The following is a 25,971-nucleotide window of genomic DNA, read 5'->3' as shown; positions in this document are numbered from 1 at the left end:
TCATCAATGCAGTAAGAAATAAATTAATTCATCGAATTGTGGCTGTCATCAAACGTGGAACTCCGTATCAAACCACACTGAAAAATAATTTACAAATCTCTTGATTTGATCATAGATATCGTTTGTATATGCAGCGTTGCCGTGTTAAAAGTGCATCGCTGTCCAAAGTACAAACCGTTATTTGAAATACAAATTACCGAAATAGCACGTCACAGGCAATGATGCATATACTTTGTTAGCGGTTCGGGCTTTTGGTTTATCGCTCCATCTTCGTAAGCTTAATACTGTCAAGTGGGCTTCTAAAGCCAAACAAATAGTCATCCTTTATTCTATAAACTGTAGAGTCCGTTGTTAAATAATACTCGTTTCCTTTTTCCTCAAATTTTCCATGTAAAAAGCTCGTCGAAGAGCCTGGATTAGTACTTTCACTGATGTCATACGTATCTTCAAGCTTCCAATGATCGATTCTGAACGTAGTGTCTTGAATATTAAAAGTCCAACCTTCAACCCTTTTGTTCAAATACCGATCAACTCCCATCCCAAATAAGTAGTACATTAAAATACCAGCTATTATCGTGTTAATTAAAAATAGGGAAGAAAGATTTGACTTTTTAAAATAAAGAATCAATGCAATAACTAAATTTACGAAGACCACAAATGGAACAAGTATAATTAATGCAATTGACACGCTCGGATCTGGATCCATCAGTTTAACACACCACCAAGTGACTACGAAATCAATTATTGCAAGGCATATTATTCTGACCCAGAAATTTCTTAATAGTTCTGTCATCTATTTTCGGAGTTACTCTCTAGCCTGACCGCTAACAACTTACTAAACATATTACGTTTAGCCAACCACGGGTATGCGAATTCGCATATTTCTGTTTTAGGCGAAGTGCCTTTCAAAGTTCGGTTTTGAATTTTTCTATGGGAATTACAACATCACGAACGTGCTTTGAGAGCAAGACCTCGAGGGTGGCGCGAACTTGGTACTAGTTATCAGCCTTCCCCATATAAGGATCGGAAATTGAATCGACGCCGGTCTCCAGTCTGCCGGCGTATTGAACTTTGATACTTGCCGTTCCCTGCGTATGCACGGAGAAGTTATACCAGCCCTGCACCGAAGTTGTATCAATGACGAAGTTTCCTGTAGCGCCAGCTTTCAAGACAGTATCTTGTTTTTTGTTTTGATATTTATCGTCAGCCAATTGTAATTTCAAGGTTTGCTTGCCTGTGTTTTTCAGATTTATCTTCAGCACACCTGTAAGCTTTTGTCCCTTCTTCAGTGGCTCACAATTTATATCCAGCTGACTTGCATTGTTACCTTCAAATTCCCTGAAGTATCCGTTCGGTCCATAGACCCTCAGATGATAAACACCTCCTTCAAATGACTTCAATGGCCACCGGTATTCAATTACGTCTCCCGCCTTTACAGCAAACGCCCATGACTTTACCGGTTCAAATGCCCGCGTGTCGCTGTTCCAATAATTGCCGGGCGCGTAGACATTAAAAGGTGCACCAAGAGCTTCGTTACCAAACAGATCTTTGCCGGCTTTAAAGCGAATGATGAAATCTCTACTGTCGTCGCTGAGTTTGCCGTCTACGTGAAGCTCATACTTCAAACCATTGGAAGGTTTTGTACCAGGTTCCTGCTTAGGGAGAATCGAGATTTCAGGGCGCGCTAACACCGCTTTAACCTCGTCACCCGTGAGACTTTTAAAATTATTCGGCAACTTTTTAAACCTGGCGCTATAAATTTCCTGAACATGTTTGTCTCGATCCAGCCACGCAGGTAGTGATATAGCTTCACCGTTGTATGGCCTGAATGCCGATGTCAGATTGCCACTCACGGCCCTTCTCCACGAACTGATGTTGGGTTCCTCAACCTTTTTACCTGTCTTCTTTGAAAGAAACTTTTCCATGAATTGGATGGTAGACGTGATGTCACAGACTTCCGAATTTACCCACCCTCCTCTCGACCACGGCGAGGCGATAATCAAAGGAACACGGAATCCCAAACCAACAGGACTGGTTCTTGAGTCTTCCGCGTCAAAGCCAGCTTTCATCTCTGCTTCCTTCGTTACGAATTCGCCGTCGACACTAAGCCCGGTTGATACTTTTCCGTTATCGGTGCTGCGTGGATCAGGTGCTACGAAGGGAGGAATGTGATCGAAGTACCCATCATTCTCGTCATAGTTGAGAATGAAGATGGTCTTCTTCCATACTTCCGGATTTTGTGTCAGAATATCCAGCACCTCAGAAACATACCACGCACCGTACCATGGTGCGCTGGGGTGATCTGAAAATTTCTGCGGCGCTACCAACCATGAGACTGCCGGAAGATTTCCTTCCTGAACATCTTTGCGGAATTGATGAAGTATGTCGCCTTTTGGGATTTTTGTGGAGCGCTCTTCGCCACTATCAGAATAAGTCATGTCCTCGACTTTGTGATAATCCGGATCTCCGATGTTCGTTGCAAAAGCTTTCTTGTGAAGGTTCTGTTCCCTTGCTGAGAGCTGTTTGAATTTTTCCGGATTCCATTTTTCAAGATGGTGTATGACTTGTTCGATTTCGGTTTTCTTTTCGGATATCTTTTTTGTCAGTTCATTTTGATTTACACCGGCACCGCTAAGCTGAGCTTCAAGTTCCTTTAATTCGCCAGGCAGTTCTTTTTCTTTCTTCTTCAGAAATTCGTAAAAACCCGTAGCATAACGAACGCCATATTGTGTAAACCATTCCAGGTTATTGTCTGTGAAGTTTGCCAACAGTGAATCGTCTTCCACATCGGTCGGGAGACTCACTTCATTTTGATAAACTTTCCAGGAGATACCATGATCCTCAAGCCGCTCCGGAAAAGTTGCCCAGTTTGCCTCATGCTCATAGTTGAGTTCTCCGTTTCTCACCTTGGCTTTGTCACCCGGTGCGCCATGTGTTTTTCCTGTCCAGAAATAACTTCTATTGGTGGTGGTGCCGGTTAATGCTGCGCAAAAATGTTGATCACAAACAGTGAATGCGTCTGCCAGTGCATAGTAAAAAGGAAGATCTTCACGTGTGTAATAACCCATCGTAAGCGGGATATCTTTATACTCCTTATTACCCGGTCGTTTAGCTTCAATCCATCCATCATATTTACCTTCATTGCGGGCATCAACCTGATCATCCCACGAATGTGGTACACCGCCCATCCAAGTCGCTTTTGTGTCTTTGATATCGAGGCGAAATGGAACAAACCGGTTTCCTGCTTTGTCGGGTTGAAACCACACCGGGTTTTTATCGGGTAGCGAGATGGCCAACGGATCATTAAATCCGCGTACGCCTCTAAGCGTTCCGAAGCTGTGATCAAAAGAACGGTTTTCCTGCATTAGCAAAACGACATGTTCGGCGTCGTAAAAGGTTGTTCCTTTGTCGGGCGAAATTGCGAATGCTTTTTCTATTGAAAAGGGCAAAGTGTTCAAAAGGCCAGCACCGCCCGCAAGCATAGCTGCTTTCTTCAAAAATATTCTTCTCGATTCGTTCATTCTATCTTTTAAATAATGCGCTTGAGGTTTTCAATTTATTAATAAGTTTAGCAAAATTGGGTAGCAAATCACGCTTTTCATCTCCCACTACACAACTTATTCGCGCCTGGTTATTCAAGAAAATATGGTCTTCCGTTTGATCTGTTGTTTATACATCAATTCCTGCACGTAATGTTATGGAATGATAACTCATTTAAGATAACTTGTGTATTAAGCTTTTTTTAAGAATGAACGAATGCCTCAAACCAGCCTTTGTAATAATTGATAAAGCGATTGCCCAGATTATACTGGCTGGTTCGTCTTCTTCAGAAACGCAAAAGGTGCAGTCATGAGAAATTGTGGCCTAAACTAGAATCTAAAATCTCATGGATCTCTAAACCGATGTGATTTCGAAGTTCTTTCATCGCCTTTTTTAAACTTTCTTTTAAGATAAACCAATGTGCTTCTTGAACACACTGCACGAAATGTGAATTAACTGTCACTTATCATGAACTATCGGCGCATCACCACCAAACAAAGAAGCGCATCGCGGACTTGCCTGTAATTCGATAGTGAATCGTAGTCTTGTAAGGTTTCCTCCGTTTAGGATAGGAACCGATTCCTGTTGCATCTTTGATTCTACTATATTTATAGCACAACGATACGCTACACGTTATACAATGATCCACAATTTCCGCCCCGACAATCTCCTGGAAAATATTCGTGAAGAACTTCAAACATCACGACAGATATTGAAAGCCATTTTCGATAGCACCCAGTCCTCCATATTTTTATTGGCTCCAAATTATCGAGTCATTTTTTTTAACAAGTGGGCCCGTGACGGGAGCAAATTTCTGTACGGACGAGATCTGTTTGTCGGTGATAGTTTACTAAACTACAGACGACCCGGAGATGAAGAAATATTTCAAGCTTTTAAGCAGAATTTTGAGCGCGCCGTAATATCAAAAGAACCAGTAGTCGCCGAGCGCGAAATGCATTATCCACAAATGAGTTTTTGGGTACGCTCGGAATATACACCGGTTTATGACGATGACAATAAATTTATTGGCGTTCTGTTGAACGTGCAGAATATCAGTGACCGGAAAAGTTATGAAACGGCAAGCGATGAGATGCAGGACCAGCTTAAGCAAATTGCATGGTCTCAGTCGCATGAAACACGACAACCCGTTGCAACAATCCTGGGGCTCATCAATATCTTTGATAAAGAAACGCTAAGCGCCGAAAACAAAGAGATCCTGCTGCGCCTGAAAGAAACAGCCTGTAAACTTGAATGCATTATTCAGAAGAATGTACTTCTGGCAAACACGCACTCACAAGACCACAAGCGAAAAAAGGAAATGCAGCATGTTCATTCATCTCAACCAGATTCACCGGTATCCTAATAATTCAACTAGCGCTAGCAAAGACTAATGCCGTATGGTAAAACCTTTATACCAAATCGTTTCGACGGTGAAGGCTTTCTCGTTTTTGTAGGCTATTGAGAACTTCGCTACGAAATGACAAGACGTTCAATCGTCAGTCAACAATTTTCCTGAACACATGTTTATCGGAGATCTGACCGAAACCGACCAGATCTTGATCAGAAAAGGACAAGAGCCCAACCACGATTCGCGATTACCGTCACTTTTCAATGCATCCGGGTGGCATGCGGTTTGTCATTCGCAAATTATTCCCTGGCCAAACCTTTCAATATGATGATTGCTAACTCTGCGACGATCGCTTTCCGCCATCTAAAAAAAAATAAACAATACACCTTACTTAATGTATTCGGTTTATCTGTAGGTCTGGCATGTTTCATCATGATCGGACTTTGGGTTCGGACTGAATTGAGCTTCGACAGATTTCACACCAAGGCGGACAGAATTTTTCGGGTCGGCTCCGCCCTGATGGATGAAACTTCGAGTACGCAACAAGCCGTCACAGGTCCGCCATTAGCGGCAGCAATGATGAAAGATTTCCCCGAGGTAAGGGATGCCGTACGTATTGACCCAGCCGACGCTACTATTCGAATCGGCGGCGAAACATTTGTCGAAGACAACATACTCGTAACTGAATCATCATTCTTCAACATTTTTGATTTTCGCCTCTTAAAAGGCGACCGCCGTACCGCTTTATCTGAACCATACACGATCGTGCTTTCGGAAAGCCTGGCAAAAAAGTACTTTTTAGATAGCGACCCCGTTGGAAAAATAGTCCGGGTGTTTCGCTATGACCCAGATGGTACCGGCATTGAGTTTAAAGTGACGGGTGTTATTGAAGACGCGCCTCACAATTCACACATCACCTATCATGCGCTCATCTCATTTAAGACATGGGAAACCGTCAGACCGGAAATAAACGGGCCGGGTGGCTGGTCCAATAATAGTGTCCACACGTACGTGTTGCTGAATAAAGATGCATCGGCCGATGCGTTAGCGCGAAAACTGCCCACGTTGGTCACGAGCTATATGTCAGAAAATGGAGATGGTAAACACGCGCAGCAGTTTTTTCTGCAAAAGATGACCGATATACACTTGTTTTCACGTTTGATGTTCGACTTCGGGCCAAACGGGTCTATGACGCATGTGATTATCTTTGGCAGTGTTGGCCTTGTTGTTCTTCTTCTTGCAGCCATAAACTATGTCAATCTCGCGACGGCCTATGCGACGCAACGTTACAAGGAGGTTGGTATCCAGAAAGTCATGGGTGCGCGCCGGCGGCAATTAGTTTTACAATACCTGGTTGAAGCCTGGATACTTTGCATGCTGTCTCTTCTGATTGCCATTTGTTGGGTTGAATTTGCGCGACCACTGTTTCAAAGTATGACAGGGTCTGAAATTTTCGGACTATATCAATGGCAAACCCTCACCACTCTCGTTGGACTTGCAACGTCCGTAGGATTGGCAGCCGGATTTTATCCGGCGGCAATGTTGTCGAATTTCCATGCCATCGATATGATGAAAGGTGGCCGTGGTACGCTATCCGGCGTATTGGTACGGAAAATTCTAGTCGTTGCACAATATTCCCTAACCACCATATTAATTGTGGGCATCGTGGTAATACAACTTCAGCTGAAGTATGTTAGAGATCGAGACCTTGGGTTCGACCAGGACCAAATCGTAGTGTTTGGGGTGCATGGAAGTCCGGAAGTGTTGTCTGGTTACGAAGTCTTTGCAAATGAGCTGATACGCAACAACAAAGTGAGCGGGGTAACGCGATCGAATACAACGATGGGTGGAGGCCTTGGAAATTCACTTTGCAACGTCCAGAATGCTGATGGACGATATGTATCTACCACGGTATACCGGTTGCGCATAGACCATGCGTATCTTGATGTTTACGGCATCCGTTTGGTAGCAGGCCGAGGTCTTATTCCAGGCAACCCGGCTGACTCCAGCGGGGCATTCATTGTGAACGAAACCATGGTCAAACAAATGGGCTTTCGCGATCCGACAGAAGCGCTGGATCGTCCACTTGAGTTGGATGGTATCAAAGGGGAGATCATCGGTGTCGTAAAAGATTTTAATTACGACGGACTGCATCAAAGGATTGAGCCGATGTGCATGTGGCTCCTTTCGGGGGGATACTCCAGAATTTCCATTCGACTAAAAGGAGACATGAAGGAGAGCTTTAATGACGTGGCGGCTACGTGGAAGGCACATTTCCCCTATAGCCCGATGCAGTGCCAGTTTATGGAGGATACGCTCTCAGGGGAATACGCATCCGATAAAAGGTTTTCAAAAGTCTTCCTTATCTTCTCCGCCATCTCGCTTACGATCGCCTGTCTTGGGCTTTTTGCCCTTGTTTCATATAGTGTACAACGACGGGCAAAGGAAATAGGGATAAGAAAAGTACTCGGCGCATCAGTTGCCAATATTCTGTCATTAGTATCTCGTGAATTCATAGCGCTGGTAACCATAGGGTTGATTATCGCAACACCTGTTGGTTATTATTTAATGGATCAATGGCTTATCAATTTTGCTTACCACATTACACTTGAACTCTGGATGTTTGCTGCGGCGGCGGCATTTGTGCTTATCATCGCGTGGGTCACCATCGGATATCGTTCTGTTATAGCGGCATCCGTCAGCCCTTCAGATACCTTACGAAGCGAGTAGGACTTTGCCCTAGCCTTCATGTAAGCTTCTGGAACAGGCGCATGGATTTACAACAGACATTATCGCGTACATGGTGTCCATGATCTATTCTCGCTTGATTTAAGCAGTAGCGTGGCTGTATTGTTATCAGAATCTAAAGAAACCTACTTTCTTTTATGCGAAAACATCCACGAAAGAAATGCAGGATCAGCAAATGCATTATCCCAGCTGTTATGATTGACACCTGGATATTCCGTGTATTTATTTTTTACTTTTAATGACTTTAGTTTCGCAAGCATTTCGCGCGATAGGTTTACATCGACGACTGCATCATCGGCGCCGTGAAAAAGCCAGAAGGCAGTTTTCTTTACACGTTTATCGTACGCTTTAGTATCGCCACCGCCGCAGATCGGCAAAGCGGCGGCATACAGATCGGGGTACCGGTAAACAGATTCGAATGTACCCATGGCTCCCATTGAAAGTCCGGTGATGTAGATCCTTGACGGATCAATAGCCTCTTCGTTAGCTATTTTTTTCACCAATTCATTGGCAGCAACCAATGGCCATTGCGGCGGTGCATTGTAATCGAAACTGATCTTAAAAGGTTGGGTTGACCGGTCTATGTTTGCTGCAGCCCAATAAGAATCCTGAGGACATTGCGGAACTAAGATGATCGCAGGAAATGCTTTACGGCTCTCGTCTTTCAGGAACAGCTTCGCGCCATGCACCAATTGTTTGTCGTTGTCGTTGCCTCGTTCCCCGCCACCGTGCAACAAGAGTATCAACGGATACTTTTTACTTTTATCATAATTGTCCGGATACAAAATTCTATAGGGCAGAATGTTTCCTGCATGTACATATTCTTTTCTTACATAAGGTTTGAGCGCCGGGTCAGGAGTTTTAAGAAGTCCCTGAACATCGAGCCATTCTGCAAATCTTTCGATCCATTTGTCTGTGGGAAGATTTTGTGTTCTCATTCCAAAGCCGTGATCACCCCGGGCATACATGTGAAGCTCCACATCTTTTTTTGCTTCAAGCCAGGCGCTGTACAGCCCAACGCTGTGAGGAGCAAGTCCGAGTCCGTCATTGGACGCGGTAAGGATGAATAGCGGTGGCGCGTCTTTGGCTATAGCACCGATCATGTCTTTTGAGAAATATGGGTACACGGGTGCGGCAAAATCCGGTCTGTTCTCGCGCGAGTAATTAAACAACGTTCCTGACGTTACGGTGCCTCCAGCGGAGAAACCCATGATACCGATGCGGTTAGGTATTACGTTGAACTCCTCTGCATGTTTGCGTACGTAGGCAATGGCTTCCCTTCCGTCGGCGATAGCGAGCGGAATAACTGCCGCGTTCGCTTCATCAAATTCTTTCTTACCCCACTTTGCAGTAACTTCAGCTACCGGGTCCGTTGTAAAGCTACGGGCCAGCCGGTACTTCAATACAAAACAGGTAACACCTTTTTGGACTAACCATTTCGCAACGTCATATCCCTCACTGTTGATGGACAGCGCATGGAACGCACCTCCCGGCGCGATGACCACCGCCGTACCATTTGCTTTTCCCTCTTCGGGCTGGAATACGGTCAACGTTGGTCTGCTTACATTGTACACCACCTTCGTTTGCCAGAGGTTGCTGTCATTCTCTGCTTCCGACCATGTCCAGGATTCACTGCCGGGAGGCGCGCCACCATAAAGTTGAATTACTTTCTGCTGTGCCACGACAGTGGCGGTCGATATCACAAGGTAAAGAACTACGCAAATTGTTTTCATGGGATGGTTATGTCTTCGGTTCATTAAGGTTCCGGATCTTCCTGCGATCGTGAAGAAAAATACGAACTTTTTACATATGACGAATGCTGCTCATCGAGTTTGTTATCTTCGCCTGGTCGCCGGTGAGTGATAAAGATATTACGCAATGTTAATTCGCGATGGAAGTTGCCGCGTTATCCTGGAACATCAAATAGCTTTAGAATAGTAAAACCTACCGCAGTAGTTCATTGCATAAGTTTTGCCGCTGCCTCATTTGCTCTATCCAATAACCTTGGCTCATTCATTTTTGTCGTTAGTTCGGCAAAAGTTGAGGTAGGGCCAAGCCATTGCAGTTGGTTGACGTTGTTAAATAGTGGTGCGTCAGTTCTTAACGAGGCGAGTCGTTTGAACAACAATGCTCGCTCGCGTTGTCCCACCAACACCTTCGGTGGAAAATTTTCAATGGGTCCATATTGATTCAACATCTGCGCAGCGCCTACCTCTCCAACGCCGGATATTCCCGGATAACCATCTGCGCTGTCGCCAACAAGCGCAAGAAAATCAGGAATCAAATCCGGGCTTACACCAAACTTTTTACGTACGGTGTTAGCATCTCTGATTACGCCGGTTCTACGGTCGATCTGTACTACCCGATCGTCGCGCACACATTGAGCGAGATCTTTATCCGGCGTCCAAATACAAACCTTCAGAACGCGCGGATCGGCGGCAGCGAGGCGGGCGGCAGATGCCAGTGCATCGTCAGCCTCGAGTTCAATCATAGGCCATACAACAATGCCCATGGACATTAATGCTTCTTCCAGAGGTTGAAATTGCTTTCGGAGCGCCCAATCGATTCCTGCTCCTGTTTTATAGTCTGGCCATAACTCGTTTCGAAAAGATTCGATCACATGGTCCGTGGCGACGCCGAGGTGTGTGGCGCCCTGCTCAATCATTTCCAACACACCATGCAATACACCAATCACAGCACCGGAAGGTTTGTCTTTACCTTTATTGTAACTGCGTTGCCCGTAAAAGTGCCGGAATAGTTCGTACGTGCCGTCGATGAGATGAATGATCATGAGAGATGTATCGTTGATAACTTCTTTGAGCACATTGCCACGGTAGAGATATTGATAAATCCGGACATGCAAGAATAAAAAAACAATGTGGCCGGACAATGCAAACTGTCTATTTAAAAATTTGTGGGCGTTACGTTGGCTACTTCGTTCTTCATAAGTATCAGTTAATTTCCTGGACCTTTGTGGTTATTTCCAAGCTTGTGCGACTTGAAGATTTAACCGCAGTGGACGCCGAGTGAAATGCACGCAGCGGAAGCGCAGAGCCCTCGATTTAAAGTGCCTCTGCGATTCGGGTATTAGCTCAGCGTGTGTCTGCGGTTATTGCATTCCTGGTAGCGGGCTGAGGTTGAGATGAGGGTCATACCTTATGCCATACGTCTTCGAAGTTTTTTTTACCGCAGTGGCCGCGGAGGAATGCTACGCAAAGATAATGCACGCAGAGAGTAGTTGAATGAAGTCTCGGCGCCTCTCAGCGGGTATTAGCTCGGCGGAACTCAGCGCTTATTTGTATTTTGAATTGTTTGAGCACTTTCTGGATACGGAAATACGGCTAACGCTTTATTTCTTTAATGGCAATGTTCCTGAATCTATGTGCTGCGCCAGGCCTCCAAGCACCTGGCATGTTGAATCCTCCGGGAATGGGTTGATATAAAGCAGTCCAATGCGATTGGAGGCCGATCATTCCGGCCACTGCCCCGGCGGTGAAATCATTTTGTGGCTGGGTAACTTCCCACATGAAAACGTCATTTACCCAGAGAGAAATTGTTGGGATTTCACCAACCATTCGTATACGAAAAGAATTCCAATCGTCGGCCTTCCATACCTTTGCTATTTCCTTTGCCTCCGCCGATTTACTAATCTGCATTGCTTCTCCGAATAATGAACCAGTGCCTCCCGGCATTGCCAATTCAATTTGATACGCCTGACCGCTTTCTGTCGACCGAAGAAAAATTCCGCCGTTACAGAACGAATCTATCTTTACTTCTACGTACAGTTCAAAATCTTTGAATTTTTTATCAGTTAACAGAACACCTCCCTGGCCATAAGGATTTTGTTTTAAAACGATCGCACCCTGCTGAACATAGAAATTTCCTACCGTACCTTGATGAGAAGTTCTGCTGACATGCCACCCTTGCAGATCTTTACCATTAAGCAAACTCTTGAAACCTTTCGGCACCTGCGCGTTCACGGCGCAAAACAAAACGCTAAAAAATGGTATAATGAAAATAACACGTTTGATCATTTCGATTTTATTTCTACATCCTTTACAATCCGGAAACCAACATCCCAGCCGTTGCCGGGACCTCCGGCATGGGTCATGTAAGTGGCATTTTTTACATCACCAACAAATGAGGCACCCTTCAGTACATGCTGCTTACCTTTGCGCAGTGGCTTAGGATCGGCAAAGAGTTTTTCGTTGTAATAGTCGTCTACCCACTCCCATACATTTCCCAGCATGTCATATAAGCCCCATGCGTTTGGTTTTTTGCTTGCAACATTAATCGGTGTTTTTTTATTGAGGTTCGCGGCAATTTGTATTTCGTCCCAGGGGATATCTTTGGTTGCGCCTGCACGGGCTGCATATTCCCATTCAAATTCAGTTGGTAAACGATAGCTTTTGCATTTTTCAGACCGGTTGAGGTTTTTAATAAATTTCTGCGCCTCCTTCCAGGATACGTTTTCAACCGGGAGGCTATCGGCACCTGGCGTTCCCTGAAACACCGAGGGATTGTAGCCCATGATTTTTTTCCATTGGCCTTGCGTTACTTCTGTCGTTGCGATGTAATATGGCTTTTCAATCATTACCGAAAATCCAGGTTGCGAATCTTTCATTGCCATTTCCCGGGCTAATTTAAATTCTTCTTCATTATAAACACGGCCATCACCCATCCACATCGTATAGGTGTGGGGCAATGATTTCACTGTATCGTTTGGAACCGGATAGGGCGGTTGAAATTCGCCAATAACAACAGCCCCTGACTCTATTAACACGAACTCCATCCCGATGCTGTTGGTAATCCTTCCCTGTCCCATTGCGAAATGCGTAACGAAGAGACAAAAACATATTAAAAATCTTTCAGTCATTCAGAAAAGATTATTTTTTCTTTGAAGTCGAATTCATCAAGACAATTTCAGCCAACGGGAATAGTGCATCTGCCTTGCCCGGCTTAAAGTTTCTGAATACAAAATAGAGATCATGTACCCCGTTCGTCTCCTTGATTATTGTTTCCGACGGAATGGTAAAGGAGTTTTTGTCTGAGCCTCTCGCAAAAAACCTGGAGGGATCCAGCGCCGGATATCTTTTCATTCTCTTTTGTTGCTCGGCCGATGGATTTTTTAGTCCATCAAATAATCCGCGGTAACGCGTGTTAAATTGTTCAGGCTCGAAAGCAGCCTCACCAATTAATTCGCCATCGGGTTTATCAATCCGTACCTCGACTTTTCCACCGGGGTAAATATCGTATAAGTGCCAATTTGGGTGAAAGGAAATTTGTTTTACAGTTGTAAGATCAACAGCCTTGTAGCCGATATATGCGTCCGGTTTTGCCGTCAAAAAAATATATTCATCAAGCTGATCTCTTAATGCACCGCCTTCAATTATTTCTGCCTTTACCGGGTTAAGTTTTGGACTTTTCAACAACACTATGGTATCTGTGGTTTGTGGTGGAATAGATCCGGCACCACGGTCGGTATAGGCAGCTCGAAAAATATACGTTCCACGTCCATTATCATCGGAGGGTACTTTGAGGCTGTACTTTCCTTTTACCGGAAGAGATGAGGGCTTTGGATTGTTAATATTTAAAATATAATTGGCGATCGTCCGTGCATCGGTCACGCTCATGTTGGGATGCGCAGGCATATTGTTATCCGTTCCCCAAAGGCCGGAACTGCCCTTAATGATTCTCTGCGCCAAAGTGTCTTTGCTACCAGGGAGACCGTTGTATTTTTCTGCAATCTGCTTGAAAGCTGGTCCTACGGCTTTAACGTCCACCGTATGACAATTCCGGCAATCACTTGATCTTATCATACTTTGTGCTACAACGTCGCGCGAAGCCGCATCAAGGTCTGCATGACCTAGTTGAATGGGGGCAAAATCAAAACCTTCCGACGTATAATCGAAACTCACGACAACAGCGTTGTTGTCGATTCCGTTACCCAGCGTTCCATCCTCTTTGTCACTTACTTTTACATCATATTCAAAAGTCGTTTCCGGAAAGAAAAATGTTTTATTGCCCTCAGATCTTAAAACCACAACAGGCGGCTCGTTTCCAGCAATCAATCGAACCGTTGCACTTCCTGATTCACCTTTTCCATCAGTAACGGTCAGGGTAGCTGTGTAAACGCCAGGATCCGTGAGCGTAATCACAGGACTTTCTCCTTTTTCATTCATCGTACTATTATTATCGCCGCTAATTTTCCATTCATATTTTAATTCATCGTTGTCGTAGTCGACGGTTCCCTTCGAACTTAAAGTGATAGTAAATGGAACAGCCCCTCCACGCTTAGAGGCTGACGCCTGCACCACTGGCTTTCTGTTACCAGCGTTATACTCCACACGCACTAATCGGGATTCTGCTGCAGATCTAACGGTGTTGCTACCGTACTCCAAGACATAAAGATCTCCCGAAGGACCAAACTTAATATCCAGTGGTTGTACAGGATGGTAGTCCGGAGCAAAACGTTCCATGGATACGTAATTTCCATCATCGTCCAGTGTAACCGCCATGATCCAGAATCTTGAATAGTCGCCCATCAGCCATTTGCCTTCATAATACTCAGGAAATGGCCGCTGCGGATTTTTAAAATCACTTCTGTGATAAATGGGGCCGCCAATCGCACAACGCGAGCTTGAACCAACAAGAGGAAATTTGTCGGACGTTGCATATGGATAATAAATCAAAGCGGGTTGTGCAGGCGGCAATTCTTTTAAGCCGGTATTATTTGGTGAAGTATTAACCGGCCTGGTTGGATCAAGCTTTTCTCCTACCCTGTCATTTGCAAAATCATATTTAGGAATCGCTTGATTGTCTGCAATGAAATAAGGCCAGCCAAAAAAACCAGGGCCTTTCGCTTGATTTTGTTCATCGTAACCCCGGGGACCTGTCTCTGAATCGGTATCCTGATCAGGGCCAACCTCACCCCAATAGATCCAACCCGTTTTGCTATCCACTGAAACACGCCAGACATTTCTATGGCCCATCGTGTATATTTCAGGACGTGTCTTAGCGGTATTCTCAGGAAACAAATTCCCTTTTGGAATGGAATAACTCCCATCCGGTTCAGGATGAATGCGAAGTATTTTTCCGCGCAGGTCATTGGTGTTAGATGCACCACGCTGGTCATCAAGGTAACTGAAACCGGGACGTTCATCCGTCTGCGCTGTTAATCGATTGCCTGTATTGTTTCCAACAGTAAGGTATAAATTACCATTTTTGTCCCAGGTCATTCCTCCTCCCGTATGATTTGTATTTTCACGATCGACAGGAATTGTTAATACAACCTTTTCGGAGCCTTCAACGAGTTTATCATTTGACACCTCCCATCTAACCAGTTTAAACACGTTTTCTTTTGCCGGGGCGTATTGGAGATAGATCCAATGATTAGTTTGAAAGTTTGGATCAAGCGTCAACCCGATAAGTCCTTGTTCATTGCCGGTAAATACATCGAGTGTTGTGATCAGGTTCATGGTTCTGGTCTTCAGGTCGAACCTTTTGAGAGCACCCTTTCGCTCGATTATAAAAACTGAGTTCTCATCGGCAACTTCGAACATCATCGGCTCGTCCAACGCACCTTCGGGTGTAAGGATGACTGGCGTAAACCGATTGTCTTCCGGTTTTAACACAGAAACCTTCTGGACTTGTTCTTCCTTTACTGAACAGGAGGCCGTCATGATCAAAACCAATAAATACAGACCTTTAGTTATGATTCGCGCGTAATTCATTATCTGTTATAAAATTTCTTACTCAATACATTCAATGTAAGTAATTTCCTGCAATGCCGTCATTAGCAAATGGATGCATGATACCCAACATAAATTCGCAAGTTCCTTCCAAAACATTTATTCTCAAAGAATTTTACAGAGACACAAGCTGCTCGAGAACTCAGGCAAACTTGCGGACGAATATCTGCAATGATATAATATTAAATACAACACGCGGAAAAATTCATCACCTTCGCGGAAATCGGATTCATGAGCATCATCAAATATACAACGGTAGAATTGTCGTCGATCGTAAAAGAGGCAGACCTGATTCTGCAAGTCGCGTACCTGGAGCGGTATACAGAAGAGGTTCCCGTCAAAAGTGTTGACCCTAGCAAACCAGCTCCTCCATTTGAGAAAAAGGGATTTGTATTCAGCGTAAAAAACATTCTTAAAAATGCCAAGAAGATTGATGTTCCGCCAACGATTCGTGTTCCAGTAGAGGAATGGAGAAGATCTTTAGGTCAGTATAAAGAGCGATATGCCAACGGAGCTAGCAAATCATATATCGTAAAGAAGTACGAAACAAGTTCAGCTTCCCTTCAAAAAGCAACGATACTTTTCCTTCATCATTTTCAAGGCGTGTTTGAACTGGAAGTCAAGGGCTCATTTGAGTCTGAAGAGGCGCTTGAAAAAATAACGATCCTGATTGACGCAGATAAGGATTGACGAAGATGCATTCCCAAATTAGTTAAGAGAAAGAGTAATATTTTCTCATCGCAACCTAACATAACCATTAAACTCAAGCAGTGGCGTTCTGCCGGTAAACCAACGGAATGTATGTCACCCATTATTCCCATCAAATCAAGAATGGCATGAAACAAAATTACCATTCGTTGCAACAAGCGTATTTCATTTGAAGACCAAAATCGGTCCAACTTCATTGCTTAATTCAACACCGCTATGATTATACATCTTATTACTATACTGCTATTCGCAAATTGCATTTTTTCCGTTTCCGCCAATGCTCAAAACTTTCCCACTCCAAAAAAGGGATTCTTCATTGTGGCGGATGATTCCGTCGTCATTGAAAAAGGGACATTAAAAAAAATAAACGTATCCGTGCTCAGAGCAAAGGGTTTATCCAATGAAAATGTTCGTATGGAAACCACATCATTTCTGCCAGACGGTGTCGAAATATCGTTCGCGCCCGAACGCGGTGATATTGATTTGAGTGAAGCGATCATAGCGGTAGCGCCATCAACCAAGGTGGGCTCCTATTTTATCGTGTTAAGTGGAACCCTTCAATACAAAACCAAGGGGAGAGTCATCAAATTGGTCGTTACGGATAACGCGACGGTCAATGCATCGGGGCATTGAAAAGACCGGACACTAACATTTCTCAGTATTCTCACCACGATGCATATCTTTTCTCCACGGGACAGTAAATCAGCCTCGGCTTGCTGTCCGCACTGACATTATACTTTCAAATTTTTACGCACGCAACTTTTTTGAGGCGCGGCTCTGACACTCACTGCTAAAGCTGCCATCCTACCATACGCAAGGGATTTTTGTCCAGGCATTGCGTTGCTCCAATAAGAATCAAAGCGTAATCGAACACTTGATTGCGTGGTAATGCAACGAATCTATCCTCCGTTGAAACCATAATACCCGAGCGACATATTGATTACCGGTAACTTTATCCTACTAAAAAAACAGGTACACGAAGGTCGAGTGTGTTGTGTCTTCCTGTTTTTGAAGCGTAACAAGCCAGCCTAACCGAACCTCGTTTTCTTTTCACGAAAACGCAACGCCTTTTTCCACTCAAAAACCAGTAAGATTTATAATAAAGATATGCGGTACTATCTCCTGCTTCTATGTTTGATCATCCTTCCTTTTGCTTTTGGACAGAATCGAATTTTGGACAGCCTATACATTGCGTTGAAGAATCACCCTGAGAAAGACACCATTCGGTTAGCCATTATTTTCGACATCTGTCTTCAGGAGTATACGAACCGTCCTGAAGTGCATAAAAGACTAGCAGAAGAAGCACTGCAAATTGCCGAACAAATAGATTTTCCAAAAGGCATCGGTACGGCTAACGGGGCTATCGCACTTTATTACTGGGTGATAGGTGAGTACGAAAAAGCCACAAGATACGCCTACAAAATGCTGAGCATACATGAAAGCATCAACTACCAACGAGGCATTGGTCAGTCCTATCAAATGCTCGGCCTTATTCATCAATTGGAAGGAGAATATAGTAGAGCAAAAGACTTCTATGACAAGGCCGTTGCTATATATTTAAAGGAAAGTCTTGACGCTGATTTAGCGTGGTGCTACAATTTAATGGGAACATTTTATTTAAAACTTTCTCAGCTTGCGTTAGCAGAAGAATATTTTTCAAGGTCCCTACAAATAAGGCAACGGCTAAACGACGAGGATGGGATTGGCCAGGTATTTGCAAATCTCGCGCGGCTGTATACGTTGAAAAACGACCCAGAAAATGCATTAGCTTATTTCAAAAAGTCACTCGGCATTGCATTGAAGTTTAATAATAAATTCCGGATGACCACTATATATACAGCCATGGGGCAGTTGTATACACTTACCGCCAAATACGATACAGCAGAATTCTATTTATTCAAATCGATCGCATTGGCCAAAAGTTTTAACGGTAAAAAGAAATTGGAGGAAGCTTATAATCAACTTGTCGCCCTTGAGAAAAAAAGAGGAGGATTTGCAAAAGCAATTGCCTACCGCGATTTGGAATCCGCTTATCAGGACAGTCTCTATACTGAAAGTAAGAGCAGGAAAATCGCTGAGATTGAAGCGTATTATGAATCTGAAAAAAAAGAACAAGCCATAAAGCTATTGGAGCAGGAAAAGAAAATTCAAAAGCTGTGGACAAATGCACTTATTACCGGATCACTACTTTTACTCGTGGCGCTCATCACGATTTACAGGCTACAGCACTTACGGTCTCGCAAGGCAAAAGAACTGTTGGATATACAAAAAAAACTTAATGAAAATCTAAAAGATGCTCACCAATTAAAGTCAAGGTTTTTTGCAAATGTATCACACGAATTCCGAACACCTTTGTCACTCATCCTTGCGCCGATAGAAAGCAAATTGAAGTCCGGTGGTTTGAGTCAGCAGGACCGAGATGATCTTAGACTTGTCAATCGAAACGCGCATCGCTTACTCGATCTGATTAATCAACTCTTGGACATGTCCAAGTTGGAGGAAGGCAAAATGGTACTCAAAATTCAAGCGGGCAACCTGAATGAATTTGTAAAAATGCTGATAGCTTCTTTTGATGTTTTGGCAGAAAGGAGGAACATTTCATTTCTAAAAGACATTGAGATCACATCAGAAGACGCATGGTATGACGCCGACAAACTGGAGAAAATCATCAACAATATTTTGTCGAACGCAATTAAATTCACTCCGATCGGGGGTACGGTTACGCTCTCGGCTTTTACATCATCCGAAACAGGAATTCTGACGATCAGGGTAACTGATAACGGCAGGGGTATCCCTAAAAAGGATTTACAACACATCTTTTTACCATTTTATCAAATCGGAAACACCGCCGAAGATGGACAGCAAGGAACCGGTCTTGGGTTGTCTTTGGTAAACGAATTGGTAAAACTTTACCAAGGGAAAATCGAAATAACCAGTCAAGAAAATGTGGGTACAAGAGTCTCCATCGCACTACCTTTTAATAAAGAAAAATTTCCTAAAGCAACACAAGCCGGTACGACCCGACACCATTATTTCTCACAAGACCAAAACGTCGAAGTTTTTCTTCACGACCGTTCTGATGAGCGGTGTTTTAAAGAAACTGACAGCGATGAAATGCACGCCGAGTCAATTCTTATTGTGGAAGATAATCCTGAGTTAAGAAATTTTATCGCGGGAAAATTCCTTGACAATTTTGCAATACTCGCTGCAAAAAATGGTGAGGAAGGATTTTCAATAGCCATAGAAAAGATTCCAACACTAATTCTGTCTGATGTGATGATGCCAAAGATGAATGGTATAGAACTCACACAAAAGCTCAAAGCCGATGAGCGAACCAGTCATATTCCGATTATTCTGCTTACGGCAAAAACTGACTTTGAATCACGGATCGAAGGATTAAAAACGGGCGCTGATGACTATCTGCCAAAACCATTCTCGATTGAAGAGTTGCAGGTTCGAATAATCAATTTAATTGAACAACGAAGAAGATTAGCGGAAAAATTCCAGGAGGAATTTAGTGCACTACCCAAAGAGCCACGCGAGCTATCTCTCGACGATAAATTCATCATGAAGGCAACATTGGTTGTAGAGGCGAACATGAGTGATGCAGGATTCGGTATTGAAAGATTCGCAGCGGAAATGAATTTAAGTCGTACGCAATTATTTCGCAAAATGAAAGCGCTTCTTGGTGTTTCTCCTTCAGACTTCGTTAACAACCTAAGACTGCAAAAAGCTTCGGATCTAATTCTCGCCAAAGCGGATACGCTTTCTCAAATCTGTTATACTGTTGGCTTTAACGAACCATCTTATTTTGCCAAACGATTCCGCAAAAAATTTGGATTGTCGCCAAGTGAATATGCTAAATCAGCGAATTGACTTCTTCCTGACGAACACGCGGGAATATTCATTAAAAACACGGTACGCATTTAAGATTTAGCGGGTTGCAACGAAAGTACCTCTTTTTGAACTGATCCTACCATTCCGTTTGAGGGTTTTAAACGTCCTTTATTTAAATAAATTCTATTGCGAATGAAAGCACGCACCCGCTCGTTTTTAACGTATCTATCCCTGTTAATTTTATTTGCCTGTCAGTCGGAAGAAAACCACCCTTTAGACACCGGTCAGGTGACGTTCTCATTTTCGCCCACCACGAGAGATAATGGAAAAGGAAATGAAACAAAAGCGCCTGCTTATGTGCTGCTGAGTTTTAAGAATAGCGATGGCGTTTCGCAAGAAAATATCAAACTCGCGCTATTCGATTTTGGGCAAGGATACTTAAGCGACAAGCTTGAGCTCCCGGCCGGCAAATATCAACTTAACGGATTTGCAGTACTTGATATAACAAACAAAATTGTTTACGCCGCTCCCACTGAAGATTCCGATATGGCCAAGTACGTGGCACATCCACTGCCAATACCATTTACGGTCAATGATGAAAACACATTCATTACGCCACAAGTATTGGAAGTTTTTGAAGACGATAAACCGGAAATATTTGGATATGTAATCTTCGGATTTGAGGTTATTCAAAATAATCTGGTAAGGAAAGTCACGCTGGACGGTATCGGTGTTCAGGACTCGTTAAGTTTTTATTATGACAACGGAAAAATAAGTACCGTTAACTGGTGTACACATATTAAAGGCGCATCGTCTACTGACGGCTGCACAGTGGGATATTCGGAATTGAGGAGCTACAACGACGTGGGACACCTAAGTTCTATAAGCGGACGATGGGATCTGTCCTACATTTACGAAAACGGTCTCCGAAAGAAAATTCTTACCTACCACGACGATCAATACTTCAGTACGACTACTTTTCTAGAATACGCCGGAACATATCCAAAGCGGTTGAACGTGGAGGAAAAAGAAACCACAGCTGATGTCGAGCTCACCTTTAACACTGATGGCAATCTCATTCGCCAAACGATAAAAAAGCAAGGAACACTTCTTGCCGATTTCCAAATTGAATATACCAGCATTATCAATCCGCTCTACAAAAAGATGGAGGCCCTCTCCTATGCTGTGGAATTTTCAGGGTTCAACAATTTTGTTTTTTATTATTCACAACATCTTCCCGCAACGATTACCAACGCGGCGCCTACACAACCGGGTCACCCTGTGCTCATCAGTCACATTCAATACAATTATACTGTAGACAACTCGGGAAGATTCATTTCAGGAAAAGCTTTTTCCAAACAAAACAATGTTCACAATATTATCATCAGTTATGTCAAATAATAGCAATTTCTATTTGGGCCTGTTTGTTTTACTTCTCACTTTTTCTTCTTGTCAGCAGGAAGAAACACTATTACCGGTGAAAAGTCAGGTGAAATTTTCCATATCCGAAGTGATCGCAAGCAATGGTCGTTTGAAAGAGACCGTCACTCCCGCGTTTGTAAAACTCAGCCTTGTAAATGGCAGCGGCGACGTGCAGGAACTCATCAAACTACGGCTATATGATTTTGGCCAAGCCTACCTCAGTGAAAGCCTTGAGTTGTTAGTTGGTGAATATCAATTGACACATTTTGAGGTCTTGGACGAATCAGGTAAAACTATTTATGCCACGCCGTCGGAAAGTTCTGACCTCGCCAACTATGTTGCCGATCCGTTGCCGATAACCTTTATGGTTAAGAATGAAGGCATCCGTGTTACGCCACAGGTATTGGCTGTACAAGATGATGATCTAGCAAAACAAGTCAACCTTAACATTCATCTGCGGTATCCGGCTTTAACTGCTTTCGACTCCGCATATGTTGTTTTTACAAACGATTCGACCGAACTTAAATACACGCTAACGGTAGACAATTTACTGTACGCGGCAACCGGTCATGTTCGTATTCCAGTAGGTAATTGGAAGATCTCAACTTCATATTTCGGGAATATAATAGCGAACTATAAAAGTCTGGAAACGGCGGGGACAGTTGAACTCCAGATCAGTAACGCGGCTACAGATTTAATTTCCAACGAGACCAATGTATTCATTAAGGATGGTTCGGGCCCCGCTGATCTAAAGACGTTTCTTTGGGAGAAATATTACTATTACCAATTGTTTTTGGGCAATACCATAGAAGGCTTCGCGAGGATTCCAACCGATCCAACAAATCCATTTATCGAAGTGACTACATTTCAGTCCAAGTGGATTTATCTATTTACATCACGATCGTTCTACAACCGCAGTCAGGACGGAAGCAGCAATTATCACCAGGGAAGTTGCGCCTTTGAAGTTTATGGGAAAAGTGGCGACAGTCATGACCGTCTCGAGAAAAGAATTATCGATACAACTTCCTTGCAAGCTGGTATTCTTCAGGTCAAGGATAAAACATGGAATTATGTGGATGGCCTCATTATCCTGTACGATGATCAAGGTAATGAATTGTTATTTTTTGATGAATGGGATCTAAGAACATCAACAGGTGGATGACAATTGTACGATGCCATTGCAAATGAGCATAAAATCTGCAGGGGTCTTACCGAATTTCCTTTCTAAAGGGCAAGATGAAACAAATTCATCGGTGTATGCACTAAAATTACCGGCGCACACTTTTCAGTGAATGTACTTTTGAATGTGGTCTTTGGTTGAATTCTATGATCAGATCAACGTTTAGGCTATCAGCCGTGTAAAACATTAACAACATTCAAAATAGTATGAAGAAATGAAGGTTAGCATTGAGTGCCACGACAGGCTTCAATTCCGCATGCAGCTAGCCCCCGGGTGATGCATTTCATCACCGCATTAAAAGGAATCGGGTTGCGTTAAGATATTTTGCGAGGTGGTATGAAAATCATCTGTTGCAAGAAAAATTGATGTCGTTGAAATGAGTTCTCCAACAAACCACGCGGCGTTGACCATCTCACTAATGCGCCGTTACATGCTTATTAATTCACTTTATAAATATTAAAAAAAACGAAAGCCATACTTATGCGTAAAAATGTATTTCTATTAGCCTTTATCTTTTTGATTTCAGCGACCTACAGCTTGCACGGGCAAACAAATGATGCACGTAGGAGAATTTCGGGAACCGTTACGTCCGCCACCGGAGAAATATTACAAGGAGTTTCTGTAATCGTGCCCGGCACTACGCAAGGGACCATTACTGATTTGAATGGCCGGTATGCCATGCTCATTGCCCCAGGTTCGTACAGCCTTCGTTTCAGTTTTGTAGGCTACGAAACTGTTACCCGTGAGGTTGTAATCGGTCAGACCGACCAGGTCATGGATATCTTACTAACAGAAACAGCTGCCTCATTAAATGAAGTTGTAATTCTTGGATCCAGGGCAGCAACAGCGCGCACAAACATTGATAAACCCGTTGCGGTAGACGTTATCAATACCAGGGAAATAAAGAATTTCGCGCAGACTGATCTCTCTCAAATTTTAAATTACGTCGCGCCGTCGTTTAGTTCTAACCGTCAAACAGTAGCCGACGGAACGGACCACATTGATCCTGCATCGTTGCGTGGTTTAGGAACGGATCAAGTTCTTTTACTGGTAAATGGTAAACGGCGCCACACAACTGCGCTTGTGAACATTAACGGCACGTTTGGTCGCGGAAGTGTGGGAACTGATATGAATGCTATTCCTGTAGCAGCGATTGATCGTATTGAAGTGTTGCGTGACGGAGCTTCGGCACAATATGGATCGGACGCCATCGCCGGAGTTGTCAACATCGTGTTGAAAAAAAAATCACCACTTATTTTGTCAACTACCTATGGACAGTCACTGTCTAACACCTTTGGAGAAAAATTTACAGATGGGAAAACTTTTCAACTGGATGGAAACAAAAGTTTCTCGTTGGGCAAGAATGGGTTTATCAATGTTGGCGGTCAGTTACTCCACCGGGATGGTACCAATCGCGGGGGTCCTGATACACGTCCCTTGCTTTATTCCGCATTGCCATCAAAGGCTGCCGGAGAATCGGAAGCTGACTTTCTAGCCCGCTATACAACTTTAAAAGCTGCGGATGACGCCAAAGCGAGCGCGGCAGGGCTTGACAGGAACACGATGCTGGTAGGCAACTCACAATCAACGAATGCAGGCGTATTCGCAAATGCAGAATATAAAATCTCGCCAACATTAACGGGCTATTTTGCCGGAGGTTATAGCGCACGCAAGGGAAAGGCCGCCGGTTTTTACAGACTTCCTGTTCAAACCTCCCAAGTCGATCTCTCTTTGTACCCCAATGGATTTCTTCCCTTCATTAATACAACCATAAAAGATTTGTCGGCCATTGCCGGTATTAAAGGCGAAGTTGGAAAATGGAGCTACGATGTAAGCAATACCTTTGGGACAAACTCCGTGGACTTCCATATTACCAATACCATGAACGCGTCGCTCCCTGCGGGAACAAGTCCAAGGGAGTTCGATGCCGGTATGCTGAAGTTTTCACAAAACACTGTAAACCTTGATCTGGCGAGAAGATTTAATTTGACAAGCGGCATATTAAGCTCGCTGAACATTGGATATGGCGCCGAATTTCGCCTGGACAAATATCAGATTACAGCTGGAGAAGAGTTATCCTATTCTTACGGACAGCCCTCTAAAAATATCGATGGTCTTCCTGGCAAAGCTGCCGGTGCGCAGGTATTCCCCGGGTTCAGGCCTTCCAATGCAATAGACCAATCGAGAAATAGTAAAGGTATATATGCAGACATTGAAGCAGAGTTTGGTCCGCGACTGCTTATAGACGTGGCGGGGCGATTTGAGAATTTTTCAGACTTTGGTTCCAACTTCTCCTACAAATTTTCAGGACGATTTAAAATATATAATGAGTTCGCGATTCGCGGCGGCATAGCCACCGGCTTCAGAGCACCTTCCCTGCATCAGCATTATTTTAATAACGAGAGCACCCAATTTGTTCAGGGGCAGCCGACCCAGGTATTAACAGTAAACAACGACCACCCTATTGTACGTGAATTTGGAGTAGGATCGTTAAAACCAGAGATCTCCACGTCTTATAGTTTGGGTATTACCGGTGAACTGCTGAACTCGATAAACTTCACAATAGATGCATATCAAATTGATATTGATAACAGGATTGTATTTTCCAGTCAGTATGCCCGGGAGCGCGACGCAGGAAATCATCTAATAGCAACGGGGAAGGTAAACCAAATTTTAAATACCGTTGATCCCGGCGCTACGGTAAACAGTGTGCAATTTTTTACAAATGCAATTACCACCCGAACAAAAGGAATTGACATTGTCTTAACCGACAGGATAAATACAACGGCAGGCAACTTCTTCCTGGTTGCTGCTGCCAATTTCAATAACACCAAGGTGACTGATATTCGGGGTACAGATGTGATTGAAGGTGACCAAGGCTTAAAAACAAAACTGTTTGACCGTTTAGAGCGGTCACGCTATGAATCCTCAGTTCCAAAAAGCAAAATCACATTCAGTGTAAACTACAACGTAAAAAAATGGAGCATCCTTTTACGAACCGTTCGCTTTGGCGAGGTCACTTATTTAAATGCGGTTGATCCTCATGTTGCCGCAAATAATTTACCCACTGCGATTGATCAGACGTTTTCCGCCAAATGGATAACAGATGTTTCCATTAGTTACGCCCTTCTTAAAAGTCTCAACCTTACGTTGGGTGCAAATAATATCTTCGATGTATACCCCGACAAAGCATACATCGATCCACGAAATAATCAATTTAATTTAAGCGGAGATCCTTCCAGCAACTATACCACCGGACGTGATAACACATCCAACGGTCATTTTCTTTACAGCAGAAATGTGTCGCAATTTGGATTCAATGGGCGATATGTGTTTGCGAAATTTACGTTTCAGTTATAACGTTCAACGTTGGTGTTATGCTTTAATATACGGACCTTAAGTAACCGATCGCATCGCGAACATCGTTACATGAAAAT

At 43.6% G+C, this 25,971-nt stretch carries 15 protein-coding genes; 8 read left to right on the top strand and 7 right to left on the bottom strand.

The genetic code is table 11. The features are described from left to right. Positions 1-256: 256 nt before the first annotated feature. Positions 257-793: a hypothetical protein gene (locus P2W71_RS13240; RefSeq protein ID WP_276371719.1), complete on the bottom strand. Its 537-nt coding sequence runs from the start codon at positions 791-793 to the stop codon at positions 257-259. A gap of 202 nt (positions 794-995) precedes the next feature. Beyond that, entirely contained in the window at positions 996-3,521 is a 2,526-nt protein-coding gene (locus P2W71_RS13235; protein WP_276371718.1) for a phospholipase C, phosphocholine-specific, read from the bottom strand. A gap of 659 nt (positions 3,522-4,180) precedes the next feature. Between P2W71_RS13235 and P2W71_RS13230 the strand changes: the two genes are divergently transcribed. Then, positions 4,181-4,903: a PAS domain-containing protein gene (locus P2W71_RS13230; protein WP_276371717.1), complete on the top strand. Its 723-nt coding sequence runs from the start codon at positions 4,181-4,183 to the stop codon at positions 4,901-4,903. 309 nt (positions 4,904-5,212) lie between these two features. Continuing rightward, entirely contained in the window at positions 5,213-7,618 is a 2,406-nt protein-coding gene (locus P2W71_RS13225) for an ABC transporter permease (protein WP_276371716.1), read from the top strand. Positions 7,619-7,761: 143 nt separating this feature from the next. Here P2W71_RS13225 and P2W71_RS13220 read toward each other — a convergent pair whose 3' ends face one another. The 5 genes from P2W71_RS13220 to P2W71_RS13200 all read right to left on the bottom strand — a co-directional run bounded on the left by P2W71_RS13220 (position 7,762) and on the right by P2W71_RS13200 (position 15,318). Beyond that, the gene (locus P2W71_RS13220; protein ID WP_276371715.1) at positions 7,762-9,369 is read right to left on the bottom strand and encodes an alpha/beta hydrolase fold domain-containing protein; all 1,608 of its coding nucleotides are present in this window, start codon (positions 9,367-9,369) and stop codon (positions 7,762-7,764) included. A gap of 224 nt (positions 9,370-9,593) precedes the next feature. Further along, entirely contained in the window at positions 9,594-10,460 is an 867-nt protein-coding gene (locus P2W71_RS13215; protein WP_276371714.1) for a 5'-3' exonuclease H3TH domain-containing protein, read from the bottom strand. 517 nt (positions 10,461-10,977) lie between these two features. Then, positions 10,978-11,670 (bottom strand): DUF1080 domain-containing protein, encoded by a 693-nt coding sequence (locus P2W71_RS13210; RefSeq protein ID WP_276371713.1) that lies wholly within the window; start codon positions 11,668-11,670, stop codon positions 10,978-10,980. Beyond that, positions 11,667-12,512, bottom strand: coding sequence for a formylglycine-generating enzyme family protein (locus P2W71_RS13205; protein ID WP_276371712.1), 846 nt, complete (start codon positions 12,510-12,512; stop codon positions 11,667-11,669). The genes P2W71_RS13210 and P2W71_RS13205 overlap by 4 nt, the downstream gene beginning before the upstream one ends. A 10-nt stretch (positions 12,513-12,522) precedes the next feature. Beyond that, positions 12,523-15,318, bottom strand: coding sequence for a PQQ-dependent sugar dehydrogenase (locus P2W71_RS13200; protein WP_276371711.1), 2,796 nt, complete (start codon positions 15,316-15,318; stop codon positions 12,523-12,525). A gap of 300 nt (positions 15,319-15,618) precedes the next feature. Between P2W71_RS13200 and P2W71_RS13195 the strand changes: the two genes are divergently transcribed. The 6 genes from P2W71_RS13195 (at position 15,619) to P2W71_RS13170 (ending at position 25,894) form a co-directional block, all read left to right on the top strand. After that, positions 15,619-16,077, top strand: a complete 459-nt coding sequence (locus P2W71_RS13195) for a hypothetical protein (RefSeq protein WP_276371710.1) — start codon at positions 15,619-15,621, stop codon at positions 16,075-16,077. A 234-nt stretch (positions 16,078-16,311) separates the two neighbouring features. Then, a complete protein-coding gene (locus tag P2W71_RS13190; RefSeq protein WP_276371709.1) occupies positions 16,312-16,728 on the top strand; it encodes a hypothetical protein in 417 nt (138 codons plus the stop codon). 474 nt (positions 16,729-17,202) lie between these two features. After that, complete coding sequence (locus tag P2W71_RS13185) at positions 17,203-19,971, top strand: ATP-binding protein (protein ID WP_276371708.1); 2,769 nt, start codon at positions 17,203-17,205, stop codon at positions 19,969-19,971. A 153-nt stretch (positions 19,972-20,124) separates the two neighbouring features. After that, the gene (locus tag P2W71_RS13180; RefSeq protein WP_276371707.1) at positions 20,125-21,333 is read left to right on the top strand and encodes a hypothetical protein; all 1,209 of its coding nucleotides are present in this window, start codon (positions 20,125-20,127) and stop codon (positions 21,331-21,333) included. After that, on the top strand, positions 21,299-22,516 hold the full coding sequence (locus P2W71_RS13175; protein WP_276371706.1) for a hypothetical protein: 1,218 nt from the start codon (positions 21,299-21,301) through the stop codon (positions 22,514-22,516). Before P2W71_RS13180 ends, P2W71_RS13175 begins: the two co-directional genes overlap by 35 nt. Before the next feature lie 498 nt (positions 22,517-23,014). Beyond that, the gene (locus tag P2W71_RS13170) at positions 23,015-25,894 is read left to right on the top strand and encodes a TonB-dependent receptor (protein WP_276371705.1); all 2,880 of its coding nucleotides are present in this window, start codon (positions 23,015-23,017) and stop codon (positions 25,892-25,894) included. The last annotated feature ends 77 nt before the right edge of the window (positions 25,895-25,971 follow it).

This window comes from Chryseolinea sp. H1M3-3 (genome assembly GCF_029360725.1).
In the GTDB taxonomy this organism is placed as follows: Bacteria; Bacteroidota; Bacteroidia; order Cytophagales; family Cyclobacteriaceae; genus Chryseolinea.
This window is presented reverse-complemented; position numbering and strand designations above follow the sequence as displayed.